This is a genomic window from Cellulomonas sp., assembly GCF_036279715.1.
Taxonomy (GTDB): domain Bacteria; phylum Actinomycetota; class Actinomycetes; order Actinomycetales; family Cellulomonadaceae; genus Cellulomonas_A.
Window position 1 is genome coordinate 12,200 of the sequence record NZ_DASUIR010000162.1, and the last position, 16,232, is coordinate 28,431.

Consider the following 16,232-nt stretch of genomic DNA (forward strand, 5'->3'; position numbering starts at 1 on the left):
CCCCGGACGGTTCAGCGTCCGCGGAACTGGTCGATCAGGCGCCGCTCGCGCTTGGTCGGGCGGCCCGCACCACGGTCGCGCTGCGGCACGGACGCCACCTCCTCGCGCGGCGGCGGAGGAGGCGTGTGGTCGACGAAGACCTCGGCCGCCACGGCTGCGCCGACGCGCTTGTCGATCACCCGGGCCACCACGACGATGCGCTCGGGTCCTTCGCCGCGCACGCGCACCTCGTCGCCGACCTTGACCGACGTCGCGGGCTTGGCCCGGTCGCCGTTGACCTTCACGTGGCCCGCGCGGCATGCGGCTGCCGCGAGCGCACGGGTCCGGGTGAGTCGGGCGGCCCAGACCCAGCGGTCCACGCGGGTCGACGCTGGTGGGGGCGTTGCGGTCATGAGGACGTCCGCGCGGTGAAGTGCTCCCGGACCGTGTGCTCGGCGCGCTTGCCGAACATGCAGTAGTCGCGGTCGGACGCCGCATCCGCCTCGTCGGCGAGCCCAGCCGGCCAGTCCCACAGCATGAACCCGCCGACCCACGGTCGCCTCGACGTCGCGGCGAACGCGGCCTCGTACCAGGCGTTCTGGGCGTCCTGGTCCGCTGCGCCGGGCAGGGTCCAGTCGTTCGGCAGGTGCTCGGAACCCGCGCGGCTGGGGCAGCCGGCCTCCTCCTCGCGCCGGTCGGTCTGGACCATCTCGCAGCCGATGCAGAGCATCTCGGCGCCGGACTCCTCGGCGATGCGTGCGTAGTGGACGATGAACTCGGTGTACGACGCGAACCACTGAGCCCACGTCGGCTCGCAGGGGACGTCAGGATCGAAGACGTTGATGTGGGCGCGCCAGGTCCCGTCGGTGCAGTTCACGACGGGCTTGAGGCAGACCGCCAGGCCGAGTGACTTCGCGCGAGCGATGGCCGCCCGGACCTCGTCGTCGGTGACGGTGGGCGATCGGCTGAAGTGGATCTCGGTGGACTGCGCGGTGTCCTGGTACGCCGCGAACGTGAGTGCCGTCGATGTCGTGGCGAGTCGCTCGACCATGAGGTCCATCGACCTGTCGGCCGCTGGTCCGGTCCAGGTGCCCCGGACTCCCGTCCAGCCCCACGTCATCCCGGCGATGTAGTCCTGCCCCATCCGCGTCGTCCCCGCCCGCCTCGTCGTGCTGGCCGACTGGTCGCCGGCGGCGTCACCGAGCCTAGCCGCGCGGCCCGCGGGCCAGACGATCGGAGCGAGGCCGACGAGCCGCGCGAGCCGGCGGACGACCCCAGACAGACGAACAGCGCCCCAGCCGTGAGGCTGGGACGCTGTTCGTACGCTCAGATGGTGATCAGAGCGGGGTGATGTTCTCGGCCTGCGGGCCCTTCGGGCCCTGCGTGACGTCGAACTGCACCTTCTGGTTCTCGTCGAGCGAGCGGTAGCCGCTGCTCTGGATCGCCGAGTAGTGGGCGAAGACGTCGGGGCCACCGTCGTCGGGGGCAATGAAGCCGAAGCCCTTTTCGCCGTTGAACCACTTCACGGTACCTGTTGCCATTGTTCTGCTCCCTTACGGGCATACGGACGACCCCGACTCTCGGGGCCAGTTATTACGGTGATTCGTCGTCCGCTCCCTCAGGGAACGCGGTGCCCGGGAAGAACCCGTGGCGTAACTCCACACTGCAACTCCAGGAGGAAGCATAGCGGGCTTGGGCCGAGTCAACCAGTGCATGCCGCGACGAGTCTCGGACGGCCGAGACCCGCCGCGGACGCACGTCCGGCTCAGCGCACCGAGGCGGAGGCCTCGAGGGCAGCGCCCAGGGCGTCGAGCAGCTCGATCGTGCCCTGCTCGCGCTGCTCGGCGTTGTCGAAGCCGTCGAGGAACGCACCGTGCTCGGTCATGGTCAGGCGGGTCCCGGAGCCCTCGGGCACGAGCTCGATCGTGGTCAGTGAGGCAGAGATCGGCTTGCCGTCGAGCGTCATCGCGTAGGAGTACACGATCCGCTCGTCGGGCACGATGTTGAGATAGGTCGCGTCGAAGGTGGTCGTGAAGCCGCCCGGATGACGCGACTCGACCGACTCGACACCGCCCGCACGGAAGTCGAACGCGCGCCTGGTCGTCGTGAAGCCGTCGTGCTCGCCGCCGAACCAGACGGCCTTGGCGTCGGGGTCGGAGAAGGCTGCGAAGACGCGCGCGGGCGGGGCCGGGTAGGTGCGCTCGAGGGTGAACGTGGCGTGGGTGATGGATCGCGTGGTCATGGCTCAGTCCTTCCATCGTGGTCATGTGGTGCATCGGCGCTCTCGGCGAGGTAGTCGCCGAGGCGGTCGAGGCGACGTTCCCAGGTGGTGCGTCGCTCCGTGATCCAGTGCTGGGCCGCGTCGAGCGACGTCGGCTCGAGCCGGCAGGTGCGCACGCGGCCGATCTTCTCGGAGCGGACGAGCCCGCTCGCCTCGAGCACCTGCAGGTGCTGGACGACGGCGGGCAGCGACATGGAGAACGGGAGGGCGAGCTCGCTCACCGAGGCCGGCCCGCGGCTCAGGCGCTCCACCATGCTCCGACGGCTCGGGTCGGCGAGCGCCTGGAACATGCGATCGAGAGTGTCGGGTTTGTTAAGCACAGACTTAAGTATTGCAACTCCGGGCCCGCTGTCAAGGCTCGCCGCTGGCCGACGGGCGTGCGATCGTCCAGGCGCAGCCGGGCTCGCTCGACGTGCTGGTGTGACCCCGGACCTCGGCTCGGGCTCGGGTGAAGCCATTCTCACGGGGAGAGCGGTTCCACTCTGGGCCAAAGGGGAGGATGATGGTCCTGATGCCTTACAAACCGACCGGCGCTCGCCGGAATCTGCCGAACAGTCCCTTCAAAGCCGCCCGCGACGCGGCTGCGGCGGCGGCCGTGATCGTCCCGATCCCGGTCGGTGTCCGTGTGTCGCACGAGCGGCACGGTCTTGGCCGCGTCGTCGCGCTGGCGGGTGAGCAGGCGGTCATCGTCGACTTCGGTAACGGTGACCTCCGCCGGGTCTCGCTCGCGAGCTCGAAGCTCGAGACGATCTGAGCCTCGCCACTCCTCCAAGACCCGGCGGACGCCGCCCCTACCGGCGGTTCGCGCGGTTCGCCAGGTAGTACTCGATCAGTCCGCGCGTCGACGCGTCCTGCTGCTCGAGCGTCGCGGTGTCACCCGCGACGGCCGGCGCGATCTCCATGGCCAGCTTCTTGCCGAGCTCGACACCCCACTGGTCGAAGCTGTCGATGCCCCAGACGATCCCCTGCACGAACGTGATGTGCTCGTAGAGCGCGATCAGCTGACCGAGCACCGACGGCGTCAGCGCGGGCGCCATGATCGACGTCGTCGGACGGTTGCCGCTGAACACGCGCGCCGCGACGATCTCCTCGGCCGTTCCCTCGGCCCGCACCTCGGCGGCCGTCTTGCCGAACGCGAGGGCCTTGGTCTGCGCGAAGAAGTTGGCAAGGAACAGCTCGTGGACGTCGGCGTCGCCGTCGCGCAGCGGGTGCGCAGGGGTCGCGACCGCGATGAAGTCGGCGGGAATGAGCCGCGTTCCTTGGTGGATGAGCTGGTAGAACGCGTGCTGCCCGTTCGTGCCGGGCTCGCCCCAGAACACCTCGCCGGTCGAGGTCGTGACGGGGGTGCCGTCCCACCGGACCGACTTCCCGTTCGACTCCATCGTGAGCTGCTGGAGGTAGGCGGCGAACCGGTGCAGGTACTGCGCGTACGGCAGGACGGCGTGGGTGTGGGCATCGAGGAAGTTGACGTACCAGACGTTGAGCAGGCCCATCAGGACCGGCACGTTCTGCGCGAACGGTGCCGTCCGGAAGTGCTCGTCGACCGCGTGGAAGCCCGCGAGGAAGTCGCGGAACCCGTCCGGCCCGATGGCGATCGCGAGCGACGTGCCGATGGCCGAGTCCACCGAGTAGCGTCCGCCGACCCAGTCCCAGAAGCCGAACGCGTTCGCGGGGTCGATGCCGAACGCCGCGACCTTGTCCAGGGCCGTCGACACCGCGACGAAGTGGCGGGCCACGGCCTCCTGCCGCGCGGCGTCGGAGTCCTCGACCGCACCGGCAGCGACCAGCTGCTCCCACAGCCACGTGCGGGCCAGGCGGGCGTTCGTGAGCGTCTCGAGCGTGCCGAAGGTCTTGGACGCGACGATGAAGAGGGTCGTCGTCGGGTCCAGCCCCTTGACGGTCTCCGCGAGATCGGTCGGATCGATGTTCGACACGAAGCGCAGCTCGAGGCCGTCCTGGACGTACGGCTTGAGCGCCTCGTAGGCCATGACCGGGCCGAGATCGGAGCCACCGATGCCGATGTTGACGACGGTCGCGACGCGGGCGCCGGTCACACCGGTCCACGCACCGCTGCGGACCGAGTCGGCGAACGCGAACACCTTGGTGAGCACGGCCTGGACGTCCGCGTCGACGTCCTGGCCGTCGACGACGAGCGGGGCGGCGGACGACGGCGGGCGACGCAGCGCGGTGTGGAGCACGGCACGGTCCTCGGTGACGTTGATGTGCTCGCCCGCAAACATGGCCGTGATGCGACCCGCCAGACCGACCTCGTCGGCAAGGCGGACCAGGAGGTCGAGCGTCTCGTCGGTGAGGAGGTTCTTCGACAGGTCGACGTGCAGGTCGCCGACCGTTCGGGTGAGGCGTGCCGTGCGTTCGCCGTCGGCGGCGAACCAGCCGTGCAGGTCGGGCTCGAACGCGGAACGGTGGGCCGTCAGGTCCCTCCAGGCGCTCGTCGCGGTGGCATCGATCGGTGTGGTGGTCACAGGTTTTCCCTCTCGCGAGCTCGGTGGCACCACCGTATTGCCCAGGCGGCTCTGCGGCGTAGGACGGTCGGATCGCGGTGCGAGCCTGGGGGCAGGGACGCCTAGAGTGGCGCCGTGCAGCGCTCCTCCATCTCCCGCATGCCGACCGCTGCTGTCGCCGGGCTCAGCCTCGTCGTGGCGTTCGCCGTCGCCGACCTGACGGGCGTGCGGCCGCTCGGCGGGCTCGTGCTCGTCGCCGGCGGCCTCTGGTGCGTCGTGCGTGCCCGGTCTGCCGGGTGGTGGCGTCTGGTGCTGGTCGTGCTGGTGGCGCTCGCGCTGTTCATCGCGTCGCACCTGCTCGGTCGGGTCCTCGGCGCCTGGCCCGCGGTCGTGCTCGCTGGTGTGCTGCTTGCCGCAGCGACGTACGGCCTCGTCGATCGCGGCTCTCGTGGCGTCGTCGGTGACGGCGCGCCGACGGCCGGGTTCGCGCTCACCGAGAAGCTCCTGACGATCCTCGGGCCGCCGCAGATCGGTGACCAGGCCGCGCCGCACAGACCCGTGAACGCCGACGAGCAGGAGCGCGAGCGGCGGCTGCGATCCGAGCTCGAGCGAGTCGTCGGCCCTGACGGCCAGGTGTACCTGGTCGAGCGCGACGGTACGGATCACTGACCTGCCGTCGGGCGGGCAGGATGGCATGGTGACCTCCGTCGCTGCCACCGCGCCGCTGCTGGTCTGCTGCGGCCTCGTCACGCTGGACGTCCTGCAGGTCGTCGAGCGGCTGCCGGAGCCCGACGAGAAGGTCGTCGCGACGGGCCTCGAGGTGGGCTTCGGTGGTCCGGCCGCCAACGCGGCCGCAACGGCCGTCGCCCTCGGGGTTCGCACCCGCCTGGTCACCGCGCTGGGCTCGGGGTCGATCGCCGACCTCGTCCGGTCCGGGCTGCTCGACGCGGGGATCGAGCTCGTCGACCTGCTCGACGGCGCGCCCGGGACGCCAGCCGTCTCGACGGTCCTGGTCACGCGGGCCACAGGGGAGCGCGCGGTGGTGTCGGTCAACGCGACCGGGGTCGGCGACCTGTCCGCGCGGGCGCGCGCTCTGGCGGACGACGCCCTCAGTGGGGCGAGCGTGCTGCTTCTCGACGGCCACCACCTCGGTGCTGCTGTCACCATCGCTGGTCGGGCCCGAGCCGCCGGGGTCACCGTCGTGCTCGACGGCGGAAGCTGGAAGCCGGGGCTCGTCGAGCTGCTCGCGCTGGTCGACCACGCGGTCCTCTCGGGTGACTTCGCGCTCCCCGACGAGCTCGTGGTCGCGGATGCCGGCGAGCTCGAGGCCGTCGCGGCGCTCGGACCGCGGCTCGTCGCCCGCTCAGCCGGCTCCGGGCCGGTGCGGTACCTCCTGGCGGACGGCACCCGAGGTGCGGTCACGCCACCACCGGTCGCGCTCGACGAGGTCGTCGACACGCTCGGGGCGGGCGACGTGCTGCACGGCGCGTACTGCGCGGAGCTGGTGCGCGGGCGGTCGCCGGTCGAGGCACTTCAGCGCGCGGCCGCGACTGCGACGGAGTCGGTCCGGCACCGCGGCGCCCGGTCCTGGTCGCTGCCCGTGCCCCCGGCGGCTCCCGGCCGCGGACGTGTGACGAACCGCTCACCTGGCGATCCGGGCCTGGGGAGTGTCGGGGTCGCGCCGTAGACTCGGGCCCATGAGCGAGCCCCTTCCCCCCAGCCCCCAGTCGGACCCGATCACGGCGGATCCCGGGGCCGGGACCTCCACGAGCGTCCTCGAACGCCAGGAGACGCACGAAGAGGTCGAGCCGGGCGATCACGAGCGGTTCGCGCACTATGTGCGCAAGGAGAAGATCCTCGGTTCGGCGCTGAGCGGCACGCCCGTCGTCGCGCTGTGCGGCAAGGTCTGGGTGCCGGGCCGCGACCCGAACAAGTTCCCGGTGTGCCCGGTGTGCAAGGAGATCTACGAGGGTCTGCGGGCCCCGAAGGACGGCGGGCCCGGAAGCAGCGGCCCCGGCGACGGCTCGTCGTCCGGCGGGAAGTGAGCGCGCCGCACCGCCTGCCCCTCCCCACGAGCCACGCGTCGACCGCGGCAGCCTCCCAGCTGCCGCCGGCGTTCCCGTCGCGTGCGCCGTGGGGCACGGCCGAGAAGCTGCGGGCATGGCAGGCCGAGGCTCTCGACTCCTACCGGGCGCGTCAGCCGCGAGACTTCCTCGCGGTCGCGACGCCCGGGGCGGGCAAGACCACCTTCGCCCTGCGTATCGCGACCGAGCTCCTGGCGGCGCGGGTCGTGCGCCGGGTCACCGTGGTGGCTCCGACCGAGCACCTCAAGCGGCAGTGGGCGGACGCCGCAGCTCGCGTGGGCATCACGATCGACCCTGCCTTCACCAACGCCCAAGGGCGCCACGGCCACGGGTTCGACGGCGTGGCGCTCACGTACGCCCAGGTCGCGAGCAAACCTGCGCTGCATGCCGCGCGTACCGAGGCGGCGCCGACGCTCGTGATCCTCGACGAGATCCATCACGGCGGCGACGCGCTGTCGTGGGGCGACGCGGTCCGTGAGGCGTTCCAGGGCGCGACGCGGCGGCTCGCGCTCACGGGCACGCCCTTCCGGTCGGACACTGCCGCGATCCCGTTCGTCACGTACGAGCGCGGGAACGACGGAATCCGACGCAGCACGTCGGACTACTCGTACGGGTACGGCGAAGCGCTGCGCGACCACGTCGTCCGTCCGGTGATCTTCCTGTCGTACAGCGGCGCCATGCGCTGGCGTACCAAGGCTGGCGACGAGGTCAGCGCGCGACTCGGCGAGGCGCTCACCAAGGACATGACCGCGCAGGCCTGGCGCACCGCGCTCGACCCCAACGGCGAATGGGTCCCCGCAGTTCTCGCGGCCGCCGATCGCCGGCTCAGCGAGGTCCGCCGCTCGGTGCCCGACGCCGGGGCGATGGTCATCGCGACCGACCAGACCGACGCCCGGGCCTATGCCGGTCACCTCGCCCGCATCACAGGGAAGTCACCCACGGTCGTGCTCTCCGACGACGACGGCGCGAGCGACCGGATCGACGCGTTCTCCGCGTCCGACTCGCGCTGGCTCGTCGCGGTCCGGATGGTCTCCGAGGGCGTGGACATCCCGCGGCTCGCCGTCGGCGTGTACGCGACGAGCACCGCGACCCCGCTCTTCTTCGCCCAGGCGGTCGGACGGTTCGTGCGCGCTCGTCGGCGCGGTGAGACCGCGTCGGTGTTCCTGCCGAGCGTCCCGCAGCTGCTCGCTCTAGCGAACGCGCTCGAGGCCGAGCGCGACCACGCACTCGACCGCCCGCTCACGGCCGAAGAGGCCGGCGAGGGCTTCTCCCCGGAGGACGCGCTGCTCGCGGCGGCGAACTCGGAGCGGGGTGGACCGGACGCCGTGGGCCCCGACGGACTCCAGGGCGCGTTCGAGGCGCTCGAGTCGCTCGCGTCGTTCGACCGCGTGCTCTTCGACGGCGGCGAGTTCGGCACGGGCGGTGACCTGGGCTCGGACGAGGAGCAGGACTTCCTCGGGCTGCCCGGCCTTCTCGACGCGGACCAGGTCACGACCCTGCTCAAGCAGCGGCAGGCCGACCAGCTGAGCGGGCGGCGCGGCGCCAGGGCGTCGAAGGATGCTCAGGCCGCGCAGCTCGCTGAGATGGACCACCGCAAGCAGGCGACGCTGCGCAAGGAGCTCGCGCAGCTCGTCGGTGCCTGGGCCCGGCGCAGCGGTCAGCCGCACGGCACGGTGCACTCCGAGCTGCGTCGGCGGTGCGGCGGGCCGGAGGTCGCGCTCGCCGACCCGGACCAGCTCACCGCACGGCTCGAGCTGCTGCGGGGCTGGTTCGTCGGGAAGCGTTGACGCAGGCGTCTCACATGGTGGATCTCTCGCCACGCGATCAGGCGACCTGGACGGACGCCCGCATAGCATCCGCGACGGATTCCGCAACCTCTGCTCCGGGTGCGAACACCGGACCGCGATGTCACGCTCAAGTGGTCAGACCGGTACCGGGCACCCCCGGTCACCGCTCGATCGTGACAGCCCCGGCTGTCGGAACTGAAGGAGGCACCATGCCGTCCTGGCTCCTGCTCATCCTTGTCGGCGTCGTCCTGGTCATCCTCGGCGTCGCGACCAGCATCGGGCACTTCCTGATCTGGATCGGTGTCATCGTCCTCGTCGTGAGCCTGATCCTCGGACTCGTGGGACGCGGACGGTCACGCGTGTAGCGAGCTCACTCACCGACGCCGCGGCGGGCTCAGCCCTCGAGCCGCAGCGTCACGGTCGGCACCGCGGCCTCGTCCGCGGACAGACGCCGGGCCGCCCGCGGTAGCTCGTCGCGGGCGGCCCGGTGTCGTTCTGTCGCCAGCCGGACCCCCGATGCACCGGTCCACCGGGGGTCGACGGTCCCGCTCGTGACCAGGGGGACCTGGAGAGCGCGCAGCGACGGGTCGTCGGAGGTCCACGAGGTCACCGCCGAGTCCGGGCCGGTGACCAGGACCTCTTCGACGGCCCGGCCGTCCCGCCCCCGTCGTCGGGCCGCGGCCTTGCGGCCACCCACGCTCGTCTTGCCGCGGGCGATCTTCTCGACGGGCTCGAGCGAGCCGTCACGCCCCTCGCGGGCGACGATCTTGTAGACCATGCCGCACGTGGGGGCGCCCGAGCCGGTCACGACCGAGGTGCCCACTCCGTAGGAGTCCACGGGCGCTGCAGCGAGGGCCGCGATCGCGTACTCGTCGAGGTCCGAGGTGACGGTGATCCGGGTGCTCAGCGCACCCAGGCTGTCGAGCTGGGCGCGAACCTCGTGCGCGAGCACCCCCAGGTCGCCGGAGTCGAGGCGCACGGCGCCGAGCGCGGTCCCGGCGGCTGCGACCGCCCGCTCGACGCCGCGGTGGACGTCGTAGGTGTCGACGAGCAGCGTGGTCCCGATGCCCTGCGAGGCGACCTGCGAGGCGAACGCCGCCTCCTCGTCGTCGTGCAGCAGCGTGAACGCGTGCGCTGCCGTGCCGATGGTCGCCAGGCCGTAGCGTCGCCCCGCCTCGAGGTTCGAGGTCCCCACGAAACCGGCGATGACCGCTGCGCGCGCGGCGGCGACCGCTGCGTCCTCCTGAGCGCGCCGCGCCCCCATCTCGAGGCACGGGCGCCCCGCGGCCGCACTGGTCATGCGCGAGGCAGCCGAGGCGACCGCCGAGTCGTAGTTGAGGATGGACAGCACGAGCGTCTCGAGGAGGACCGCCTCGGCGAACGTCCCCTCGACCACCATCACGGGCGACAGCGGGAAGAAGACCTCGCCCTCCGCGTAGCCCCGGATCGATCCCGAGAAGCGGAACCCGGCGAGGAAGTCGAGCGTCGCGTCGTTCACGACACGCTCGTCGGAGAGCCAGTCCAGCTCGGGCGTGCCGAAGCGGAAGTCCTCGAGAGCCGCGAGCACGCGGCCGGTCCCCGCGAGCACCCCGTACCGGCGACCCGGCGGAAGGCGCCGGGTGTAGACCTCGAAGACGCAGCGCCGGCCGGCCGTCGAGTCGGCGAGCGCGGCCTGCAGCATCGTCAGCTCGTACCGGTCGGTCAGGAGTGCGGTGCTGAGCCCGCGCGGGGCGGCGGACGACGAGTTCATGGCGCCAACGTACGGCGCCCGGAGAGGGGCCCGCACGCGTGGGTCCGCGTGCGGGACCGCGCACCTAGAGTGGACAGGTGACACTGCAGACCGCGCCCGAGGGGCTCGCCGCTGCCGAGCAGAGCATCTCGACGGTCGACGCGTGGGTCACCATCGTGTGGAACGACCCGGTCAACCTCATGAGCTACGTCACGTACGTCTTCCGGTCGTACTTCGGCCACCCGCAGGCGAAGGCCGAGATGCTCATGCGCCAGGTCCACGAGCAGGGGCGCGCCGTGGTCTCGGCCGGGAACCGTGAGCGGATGGAGGTCGACGTGCAGGCGATGCACTCCTACGGCCTGTGGGCGACGCTCCAGCGGTCCGGCGACTGATGCGCGCCTTCCGACGCGAACGCGGGATGTTCGTCGCCGAGCTCGACGCGGACGAGCGCGCCGCGGTGGCTGCCGTCGTCGCCGACGTCGCGCAGCTCCTGGGCGCCGGGCGGCTCGAGGACAGGGGAGGTGCCGATCGGCCCGGCGACGACGACGCCCCGCAGACGCTGCCGCCCACGGAGTCCTTGGCCGGCCTCAGCCTGCGGATCGACGACATCCGGGCGCCCGACGACGCCGCGGTGCGCAGGCTCCTCCCGGACGCGTCCCGGAACGAGCCCACGGTGTCGGCCGAGTTCCGCCGGCTCACCGAGGACGACCTGCGACAGGTCAAGACGGCACGGCTCACGGCGCTGTGGGATGCGCTGACGACCGGTCCGGCGGACGGCTGGCCGCGCGGGGCGCTCGTCGTGCACCCGGACGCTGGAGCCGACCTCGCCGCGACGATCACCGACCTGCGTCTCGTCCTGGCCGACCGGCTGGGGCTGGACGACGACGAGGCGTCCGAGGCGCTGTACGCGGAGCTGGAGCGTGATCTTCCCGACGACGACGCGCAGCGCGACTCGGCGGGCGACGTCCGGCGGTACCTCGGCTCGATCTACGCCGCGCTGAGCTGGCTCCAGGAGTCGCTGATCGACGTCCTGCTCGACGAGCTCGACCGGCCGCGCTGAGGTGGGGTCGGGCCGTCGACAAGACTCGGCGCGCGCTCCGATAGGCTCGACGCCGTGAACGAGGCCCCGATCGGCATCTTCGACTCCGGCGTCGGCGGCCTGACCGTCGCGCGGTCGATCCTCGACCAGCTGCCCCAGGAGTCGACGCTCTACATCGGCGACACGCTCAACACCCCGTACGGGTCCAAGCCGCTCGCCGCGGTCCGTGCGCACGCGCTCGCAGTCATGGACGACCTGGCGGACGCCGGCGTGAAGATGCTCGTCATCGCATGCAACACTGCGTCGTCGGCCATGCTGCGCGACGCACGCGAGCGGTACGAGCTGCGCCACGGGCTGCCCGTCGTGGAGGTCATCCTCCCGGCCGCTCGCCGTGCCGTGCTTGCGACCCGCACCGGCCGCATCGGCGTGATCGGGACGCACTCGACGATCCAGTCGCGCGCCTACGACGACGCCTTCGCGGTCGCACCGGGTGTGCACCTCACGTCGCAGGCGTGCCCGCGGTTCGTCGAGTTCGTCGAGGCAGGAATCACGTCGGGTCCCGAGCTCATGGCGGTCGCGCACGAGTACCTCGACCCCGTCCGGGCTGCGGGCGTCGACACCCTCGTGCTCGGCTGCACCCACTACCCGCTGCTGACGGGCGTCATCTCCTATGTCATGGGCGAGGACGTCACGCTCGTGTCGAGCGCCGAGGAGACCGCGAAGGACGTCTACCGGACGCTCGTCGCGCACGACCTCGAGCGTGACGCCGGGGCCGGCCCGGCCGAGCACCGGTTCATCGCGACGGGCGACCCCGTCTCGTTCCAGGCGCTCGCGCGCAGGTTTCTCGGACCCGAGGTCGGTGCGGTCGAGCCGCTCGGTGCGCTGCGGTGAGGCTCGTCGTCCTCGGCTGTGCCGGGTCGTTCCCGAGCGCGGACGCTGCAGCGTCCGGCTACCTGGTGCAGGCCCAGGCGCCGGGCGCCGACGGCGCGGACCGGACGTGGACCGTGCTGCTCGACCTCGGCAACGGCGCTCTCGGTCCGCTGCAGCGCTACGGAGACCCGACGGCGCTCGACGTCATCGCCGTGTCCCACCTGCACGCCGACCACGTCGCGGACCTCATCGTGCTCAACGTGCTGCGGCGCTACCGGCCCGAGGGTGCGTGCGACCAGGTCCCGCTGTACGGCCCGGCCGGAACGGCCGAACGGCTGGCCGTGATGGCGGGCAAGGACCCGGCGACCACGGTCTCCGAGCAGTTCGACGTGCGTGAGTGGGTTCCGAGGGTCCCTGTCGTCGTCGGCCCGTTCATGCTCGAGCCCGTCGAGGTCGCCCACCCGATCCCCGCGTTCGGCGTGCGCGTGACCGGTCCGTCGTCGCTCGAGCGCGGACGGTCCGTCACGATCGCCTACACGGGGGACACCGACCTCTGCGACGGTCTTGTCGTCCTCGCCGCGGGCGCGGACCTGCTGCTCGCCGAGGCCGCCTACGTCGAGGGCCGCGACGACGCCCTGCGCGGGGTGCACCTCACGGGTCGCCGCGCGGGCCTGGTCGCGGCCGACGGCGGCGTCGGGCGCCTGGTCCTGACGCACCTGGTCGACTGGAACGACCCGCAGGTGACGCTCGCCGAGGCGCGCGAGGTCTTCGCCGGACCGATCGACCTGGCCGCCCCAGGCGCCGTCTACGAGCTCTGACTGGTGCGAGCCGTGGGGGACCCCGCGGTTAGGCTCGTCCGCATGACCTCCTCCACCACGACACTGCGCGCCGACGGCCGCCGCCCCGACGAGCTGCGCCCGGTCACGATCACCCGGCGGTTCCTCGACGCCGGCGAGGGCAGCGTCCTCGTCGAGTTCGGCGGCACGAAGGTGCTGTGCGTCGCCTCGTTCACCGAGGGGGTGCCGCGCTGGCGCAAGGGCTCGGGTGAGGGGTGGGTGACCGCCGAGTACGCGATGCTCCCGCGGGCGACCTCGACCCGCTCGGACCGCGAGTCGGTGCGCGGCAAGGTCGGCGGCCGCACCCACGAGATCTCCCGGCTCATCGGCCGCTCGTTGCGCGCCATCATCGACGTCTCGGCGCTCGGCGAGAACACGATCGTGCTCGACTGCGACGTCCTGCAGGCCGATGGTGGGACCCGTACCGCGGCGATCACGGGCGCCTACGTCGCGCTCGCGGACGCGGTCGCGTGGGGCGTCGAGAAGGGCGCCATCAACGCCCGGCGCACCGTCCTGCGCGACTCGGTCGCCGCCGTGAGCGTCGGCATCATCGACGGGGTCCCGATGCTCGACCTGCCGTACGTCGAGGACGTGCGCGCGGAGACCGACATGAACGTCGTCGTCACCGGCGCGGGCACGTTCGTCGAGGTGCAGGGCACCGCCGAGCACGCCCCGTTCGACCGGCGCGAGCTCGACGTCCTGCTCGACCTTGCGGTCGCCGGGACCGCCGAGCTCAACCGCATCCAGCTCGCGGCGCTCGCCGCACCGGCGTCGGACGGCAGCGCGACCCGCGGCGTGACGCTGCCGGTCGGAGCGTCCGGGACCGGCGCGTGAGCGCGAGCGGTCCTCGGCTCGTCCTCGCCACCCACAACCCGCACAAGGTCGGCGAGCTGCGCGCGATCCTGGCACCGGTGCTGCCCGGCCTCGACCCCGTGGACCTCGTCGGCGCGCGCGACCTGGGCGCCCCCGAACCGGTCGAGGACGGTCTGACCTTCGCGGCGAACGCGCTGGTCAAGGCCCGGGCGCTCGCGGCCTTCACCGGTCTGCCTTCGCTCGCCGACGACTCGGGCCTCTGCGTCGACGTGCTGGGCGGTGCCCCCGGCATCTTCTCGGCTCGCTGGGCCGGCCGGCACGGTGACGACGCTGCGAACCTCGAGCTCCTGCTCGCGCAGCTCGAGGACATCCCCTCGGAGCACCGGGGTGCCCGGTTTACCTGCGCGGCCGCACTCGTGACGCCGGACGGCACCGAGCACGTCGAGGTCGGTCACCTCGTGGGTCGCCTGGCGCTCGCGGCGCACGGCACCGGCGGGTTCGGCTACGACCCCGTGCTCATCCCCGAGGGCGAGACGCGCACGTGCGCCGAGCTCACCGCGGCCGAGAAGAACGCGATCAGCCACCGCGGTCAGGCGTTCCGCGCGCTGGCACCGGCGATCGCGGTGGCGCTCGGCAGGTGAGCGCACGTGGCTGAGCCCGGCCGCGGTGGTCGCGTCGTCGCAGACGCGGCGCTCGGACCCGTGCACCTCGTGGCCGACGCGATCACGTACGCCTACCCGGGCCGCGCAGTGCTCGAACGCGTCGACCTCGTGGCGTCGGACGGCGCGCGCATCGGGGTCGTCGGCGAGAACGGGGCCGGCAAGACGACGCTTCTGCGCGTGCTGGCCGGTGAGCTCGACCCGCAGGCCGGCGCGGTGCGGGTCGTCGGTCGCATCGCGGTGGTCGCCCAGGAGCTCGACGTCCGCCCCGATGCGACCGTCGGGACGCTCACCAGCGAGGCGCTGTCCGGTGTGCGGGCCGTGGCCGCACAGCTCGACGCCGCGATCGCGGCGTTCGACCACGACTCCGGCGACCTCGGCGCGCTCGGGCTCGTCATGGCGCGCGCCGAGCAGCTCGCGGCGTGGGACGTCGACCGCCGCGTCGACGAGGCGCTCACCCGGTTCGGCGCCCCGCGCGACCCGCAGCGTCGGCTCGACGAGCTCAGTGTCGGCGAGCGCTACCGCGTGCGGCTCGCGTGCCGCATCGCCGAGCGCGCCGACATCCTCCTGCTCGACGAGCCGACCAACCACCTCGACGTCATCGGCATCGAGTACCTGACCGCCCAGCTGCGCGGCTGGCCGGGCGTCGTCGTCATCGTGACGCACGACCGTCAGCTGCTGGACGACGTCATGACGGCGATCCTCGACCTCGACCCGTCGATGGACGGGGGGCCGGTCCTCTACGGCGCGACCCGGTACGCGACCTACCGGTTCATGAAGGACCAGGCGCTGCGCCGTTGGCGTGCGCGGCACGCTGCCGAGCGCAAGCGGGCCGAGACCCTGGCCGCGCACCTCGACGCGTCCTACGAGGGGCTGTCCGACGCGTGGCGGCCGCTCAAGGGCTCGCGACCGAACCGCCGGGCCACCCACGCCCGCGGTCACGTGAAGGCTGCTGACCGCCTCATCCAGCGCCTCGAGGCCGCGGCGGTCCAGGTACCGGTGCCGCCGCTCGAGCTCGCGTTCCCCGACCTGCCGTCGCTGCCCCAGCGGTACGTGAGCGGACCGCTGCTCGAGCTGCGGGCGCCGCGGGTCGACGGCGCGGACGGCCGCCTCCGGCTCGACCTCGCGGGGACCCGCGTCGATCTGCCGCCGTGCGGCCGGCTGCTGGTCACCGGCCCCAACGGCTCGGGCAAGTCGACGCTCCTGGCGGCCCTGGCCGGGTCGGTCCCGATGAGTCGCGGCACGCGGACGCTCGCGGCGGGCGTGCGCCTCGGCATCCTCGGCCAGGAGGGCGCACCAGGGTCCGCCGGACCCGTCGACCCGGCCTCGACGAGCGGGTTCGACGCCTACGCGCGCGTCGCGCTCGACCTGCTCGCCGCGGGAACGCTCGACCCCGACCAGCTGGTGCCCGTCGCGTACCTCGGGCTGCTCACCGAGGACGACCTCGAGCGGCCGCTCGCCGAGCTCTCAGTCGGCCAGCGACGACGGTTCGACCTCGCGTGCGCGGTGCTCGCGGCACCGCACGTCCTGCTGCTCGACGAACCGACGAACCACCTGTCGATCGGTCTTGTCGACGAGCTCACGGCCGCGCTGCGGGCGACATCAGCGACCGTCGTCGTCGCGACGCACGACCGACGCATGCGTGCGGACCTCGCCGACTGGCCCCAGCTCGAGCTCGGCTGATCCGCGCTCG

20 protein-coding genes are annotated in these 16,232 nt (G+C 72.5%); 13 read left to right on the plus strand and 7 right to left on the minus strand.

What is annotated here, in order from left to right:
- Nucleotides 1–11 precede the first annotated feature (11 nt).
- The 5 genes from VFW79_RS15040 to VFW79_RS15060 form a co-directional block, all read right to left on the minus strand.
- Entirely contained in the window at nt 12–392 is a 381-nt protein-coding gene (locus VFW79_RS15040) for an RNA-binding S4 domain-containing protein (protein ID WP_329678104.1), read from the minus strand.
- Nucleotides 389–1,123, minus strand: a complete 735-nt coding sequence (locus tag VFW79_RS15045; RefSeq protein ID WP_329678105.1) for a glycoside hydrolase family 113 — start codon at nt 1,121–1,123, stop codon at nt 389–391. Before VFW79_RS15045 ends, VFW79_RS15040 begins: the two co-directional genes overlap by 4 nt.
- A gap of 193 nt (nt 1,124–1,316) precedes the next feature.
- Nucleotides 1,317–1,520, minus strand: a complete 204-nt coding sequence (locus tag VFW79_RS15050) for a cold-shock protein (RefSeq protein ID WP_109130318.1) — start codon at nt 1,518–1,520, stop codon at nt 1,317–1,319.
- A gap of 224 nt (nt 1,521–1,744) precedes the next feature.
- On the minus strand, nt 1,745–2,221 hold the full coding sequence (locus tag VFW79_RS15055; RefSeq protein WP_329678106.1) for an SRPBCC family protein: 477 nt from the start codon (nt 2,219–2,221) through the stop codon (nt 1,745–1,747).
- The gene (locus VFW79_RS15060) at nt 2,218–2,550 is read right to left on the minus strand and encodes a metalloregulator ArsR/SmtB family transcription factor (RefSeq protein WP_329678107.1); all 333 of its coding nucleotides are present in this window, start codon (nt 2,548–2,550) and stop codon (nt 2,218–2,220) included. The genes VFW79_RS15055 and VFW79_RS15060 overlap by 4 nt, the downstream gene beginning before the upstream one ends.
- 221 nt (nt 2,551–2,771) lie before the next feature.
- Between VFW79_RS15060 and VFW79_RS15065 the strand changes: the two genes are divergently transcribed.
- Nucleotides 2,772–3,014 (plus strand): hypothetical protein, encoded by a 243-nt coding sequence (locus tag VFW79_RS15065; RefSeq protein ID WP_109132271.1) that lies wholly within the window; start codon nt 2,772–2,774, stop codon nt 3,012–3,014.
- A gap of 37 nt (nt 3,015–3,051) precedes the next feature.
- On the opposite strand, the gene pgi is transcribed toward VFW79_RS15065, so the two are convergent.
- On the minus strand, nt 3,052–4,743 hold the full coding sequence (pgi, locus tag VFW79_RS15070; RefSeq protein ID WP_329678108.1) for a glucose-6-phosphate isomerase: 1,692 nt from the start codon (nt 4,741–4,743) through the stop codon (nt 3,052–3,054).
- Between the two features lie 114 nt (nt 4,744–4,857).
- Here pgi and VFW79_RS15075 point away from each other — a divergent pair, with 114 nt between their 5' ends.
- The 5 genes from VFW79_RS15075 (at nt 4,858) to VFW79_RS15095 (ending at nt 8,958) form a co-directional block, all read left to right on the plus strand.
- Complete coding sequence (locus VFW79_RS15075; RefSeq protein ID WP_329678109.1) at nt 4,858–5,391, plus strand: hypothetical protein; 534 nt, start codon at nt 4,858–4,860, stop codon at nt 5,389–5,391.
- A 28-nt stretch (nt 5,392–5,419) separates the two neighbouring features.
- On the plus strand, nt 5,420–6,409 hold the full coding sequence (locus tag VFW79_RS15080) for a PfkB family carbohydrate kinase (RefSeq protein WP_329678110.1): 990 nt from the start codon (nt 5,420–5,422) through the stop codon (nt 6,407–6,409).
- A 10-nt stretch (nt 6,410–6,419) separates the two neighbouring features.
- The gene (locus tag VFW79_RS15085) at nt 6,420–6,767 is read left to right on the plus strand and encodes a DUF3039 domain-containing protein (protein WP_329678111.1); all 348 of its coding nucleotides are present in this window, start codon (nt 6,420–6,422) and stop codon (nt 6,765–6,767) included.
- A complete protein-coding gene (locus VFW79_RS15090) occupies nt 6,764–8,593 on the plus strand; it encodes a DEAD/DEAH box helicase (RefSeq protein WP_329678112.1) in 1,830 nt (609 codons plus the stop codon). The genes VFW79_RS15085 and VFW79_RS15090 overlap by 4 nt, the downstream gene beginning before the upstream one ends.
- Before the next feature lie 209 nt (nt 8,594–8,802).
- A complete protein-coding gene (locus tag VFW79_RS15095; protein ID WP_329678113.1) occupies nt 8,803–8,958 on the plus strand; it encodes a hypothetical protein in 156 nt (51 codons plus the stop codon).
- Between the two features lie 29 nt (nt 8,959–8,987).
- Here the strand turns inward: VFW79_RS15095 and VFW79_RS15100 are convergent, their stop codons facing one another.
- Entirely contained in the window at nt 8,988–10,343 is a 1,356-nt protein-coding gene (locus VFW79_RS15100) for a nicotinate phosphoribosyltransferase (RefSeq protein ID WP_329678114.1), read from the minus strand.
- Between the two features lie 83 nt (nt 10,344–10,426).
- On the opposite strand from VFW79_RS15100, the gene clpS reads away from it, so the two are divergent.
- Genes clpS through VFW79_RS15135 form a run of 7 tightly spaced genes read left to right on the plus strand, consistent with a single transcriptional unit; the run spans nt 10,427 to nt 16,222 of the window.
- Nucleotides 10,427–10,714: an ATP-dependent Clp protease adapter ClpS gene (gene clpS, locus VFW79_RS15105; RefSeq protein WP_329678134.1), complete on the plus strand. Its 288-nt coding sequence runs from the start codon at nt 10,427–10,429 to the stop codon at nt 10,712–10,714.
- Nucleotides 10,714–11,382 carry a DUF2017 family protein gene (locus VFW79_RS15110; RefSeq protein WP_329678115.1) on the plus strand — a complete coding sequence of 223 codons (669 nt, stop codon included), beginning with the start codon at nt 10,714–10,716 and terminating at the stop codon, nt 11,380–11,382. Before clpS ends, VFW79_RS15110 begins: the two co-directional genes overlap by 1 nt.
- A 54-nt stretch (nt 11,383–11,436) precedes the next feature.
- Complete coding sequence (gene murI, locus VFW79_RS15115) at nt 11,437–12,252, plus strand: glutamate racemase (RefSeq protein WP_329678116.1); 816 nt, start codon at nt 11,437–11,439, stop codon at nt 12,250–12,252.
- Nucleotides 12,249–13,049: an MBL fold metallo-hydrolase gene (locus VFW79_RS15120; protein ID WP_329678117.1), complete on the plus strand. Its 801-nt coding sequence runs from the start codon at nt 12,249–12,251 to the stop codon at nt 13,047–13,049. Before murI ends, VFW79_RS15120 begins: the two co-directional genes overlap by 4 nt.
- 42 nt (nt 13,050–13,091) lie before the next feature.
- Nucleotides 13,092–13,901, plus strand: coding sequence for a ribonuclease PH (gene rph, locus VFW79_RS15125; protein WP_329678118.1), 810 nt, complete (start codon nt 13,092–13,094; stop codon nt 13,899–13,901).
- Complete coding sequence (rdgB, locus tag VFW79_RS15130) at nt 13,898–14,521, plus strand: RdgB/HAM1 family non-canonical purine NTP pyrophosphatase (RefSeq protein ID WP_329678119.1); 624 nt, start codon at nt 13,898–13,900, stop codon at nt 14,519–14,521. Before rph ends, rdgB begins: the two co-directional genes overlap by 4 nt.
- A gap of 60 nt (nt 14,522–14,581) precedes the next feature.
- Complete coding sequence (locus VFW79_RS15135; RefSeq protein WP_349256471.1) at nt 14,582–16,222, plus strand: ABC-F family ATP-binding cassette domain-containing protein; 1,641 nt, start codon at nt 14,582–14,584, stop codon at nt 16,220–16,222.
- Nucleotides 16,223–16,232 lie beyond the last annotated feature (10 nt).

Bases quoted from the DNA above. Each gene is read 5' to 3' on its own strand.
- VFW79_RS15085 (WP_329678111.1), top strand. From the start codon at position 6,420: ATGAGCGAGCCCCTTCCCCCCAGCCCCCAGTCGGACCCGATCACGGCG.
- VFW79_RS15050 (WP_109130318.1), bottom strand. From the start codon at position 1,520: ATGGCAACAGGTACCGTGAAGTGGTTCAACGGCGAAAAGGGCTTCGGC.
- VFW79_RS15060 (WP_329678107.1), bottom strand. From the start codon at position 2,550: ATGTTCCAGGCGCTCGCCGACCCGAGCCGTCGGAGCATGGTGGAGCGC.
- VFW79_RS15040 (WP_329678104.1), bottom strand. From the start codon at position 392: ATGACCGCAACGCCCCCACCAGCGTCGACCCGCGTGGACCGCTGGGTC.
- rph (WP_329678118.1), top strand. From the start codon at position 13,092: ATGACCTCCTCCACCACGACACTGCGCGCCGACGGCCGCCGCCCCGAC.
- VFW79_RS15045 (WP_329678105.1), bottom strand. From the start codon at position 1,123: ATGGGGCAGGACTACATCGCCGGGATGACGTGGGGCTGGACGGGAGTC.
- VFW79_RS15110 (WP_329678115.1), top strand. From the start codon at position 10,714: ATGCGCGCCTTCCGACGCGAACGCGGGATGTTCGTCGCCGAGCTCGAC.
- VFW79_RS15065 (WP_109132271.1), top strand. From the start codon at position 2,772: ATGCCTTACAAACCGACCGGCGCTCGCCGGAATCTGCCGAACAGTCCC.
- VFW79_RS15100 (WP_329678114.1), bottom strand. From the start codon at position 10,343: ATGAACTCGTCGTCCGCCGCCCCGCGCGGGCTCAGCACCGCACTCCTG.
- VFW79_RS15095 (WP_329678113.1), top strand. From the start codon at position 8,803: ATGCCGTCCTGGCTCCTGCTCATCCTTGTCGGCGTCGTCCTGGTCATC.
- VFW79_RS15055 (WP_329678106.1), bottom strand. From the start codon at position 2,221: ATGACCACGCGATCCATCACCCACGCCACGTTCACCCTCGAGCGCACC.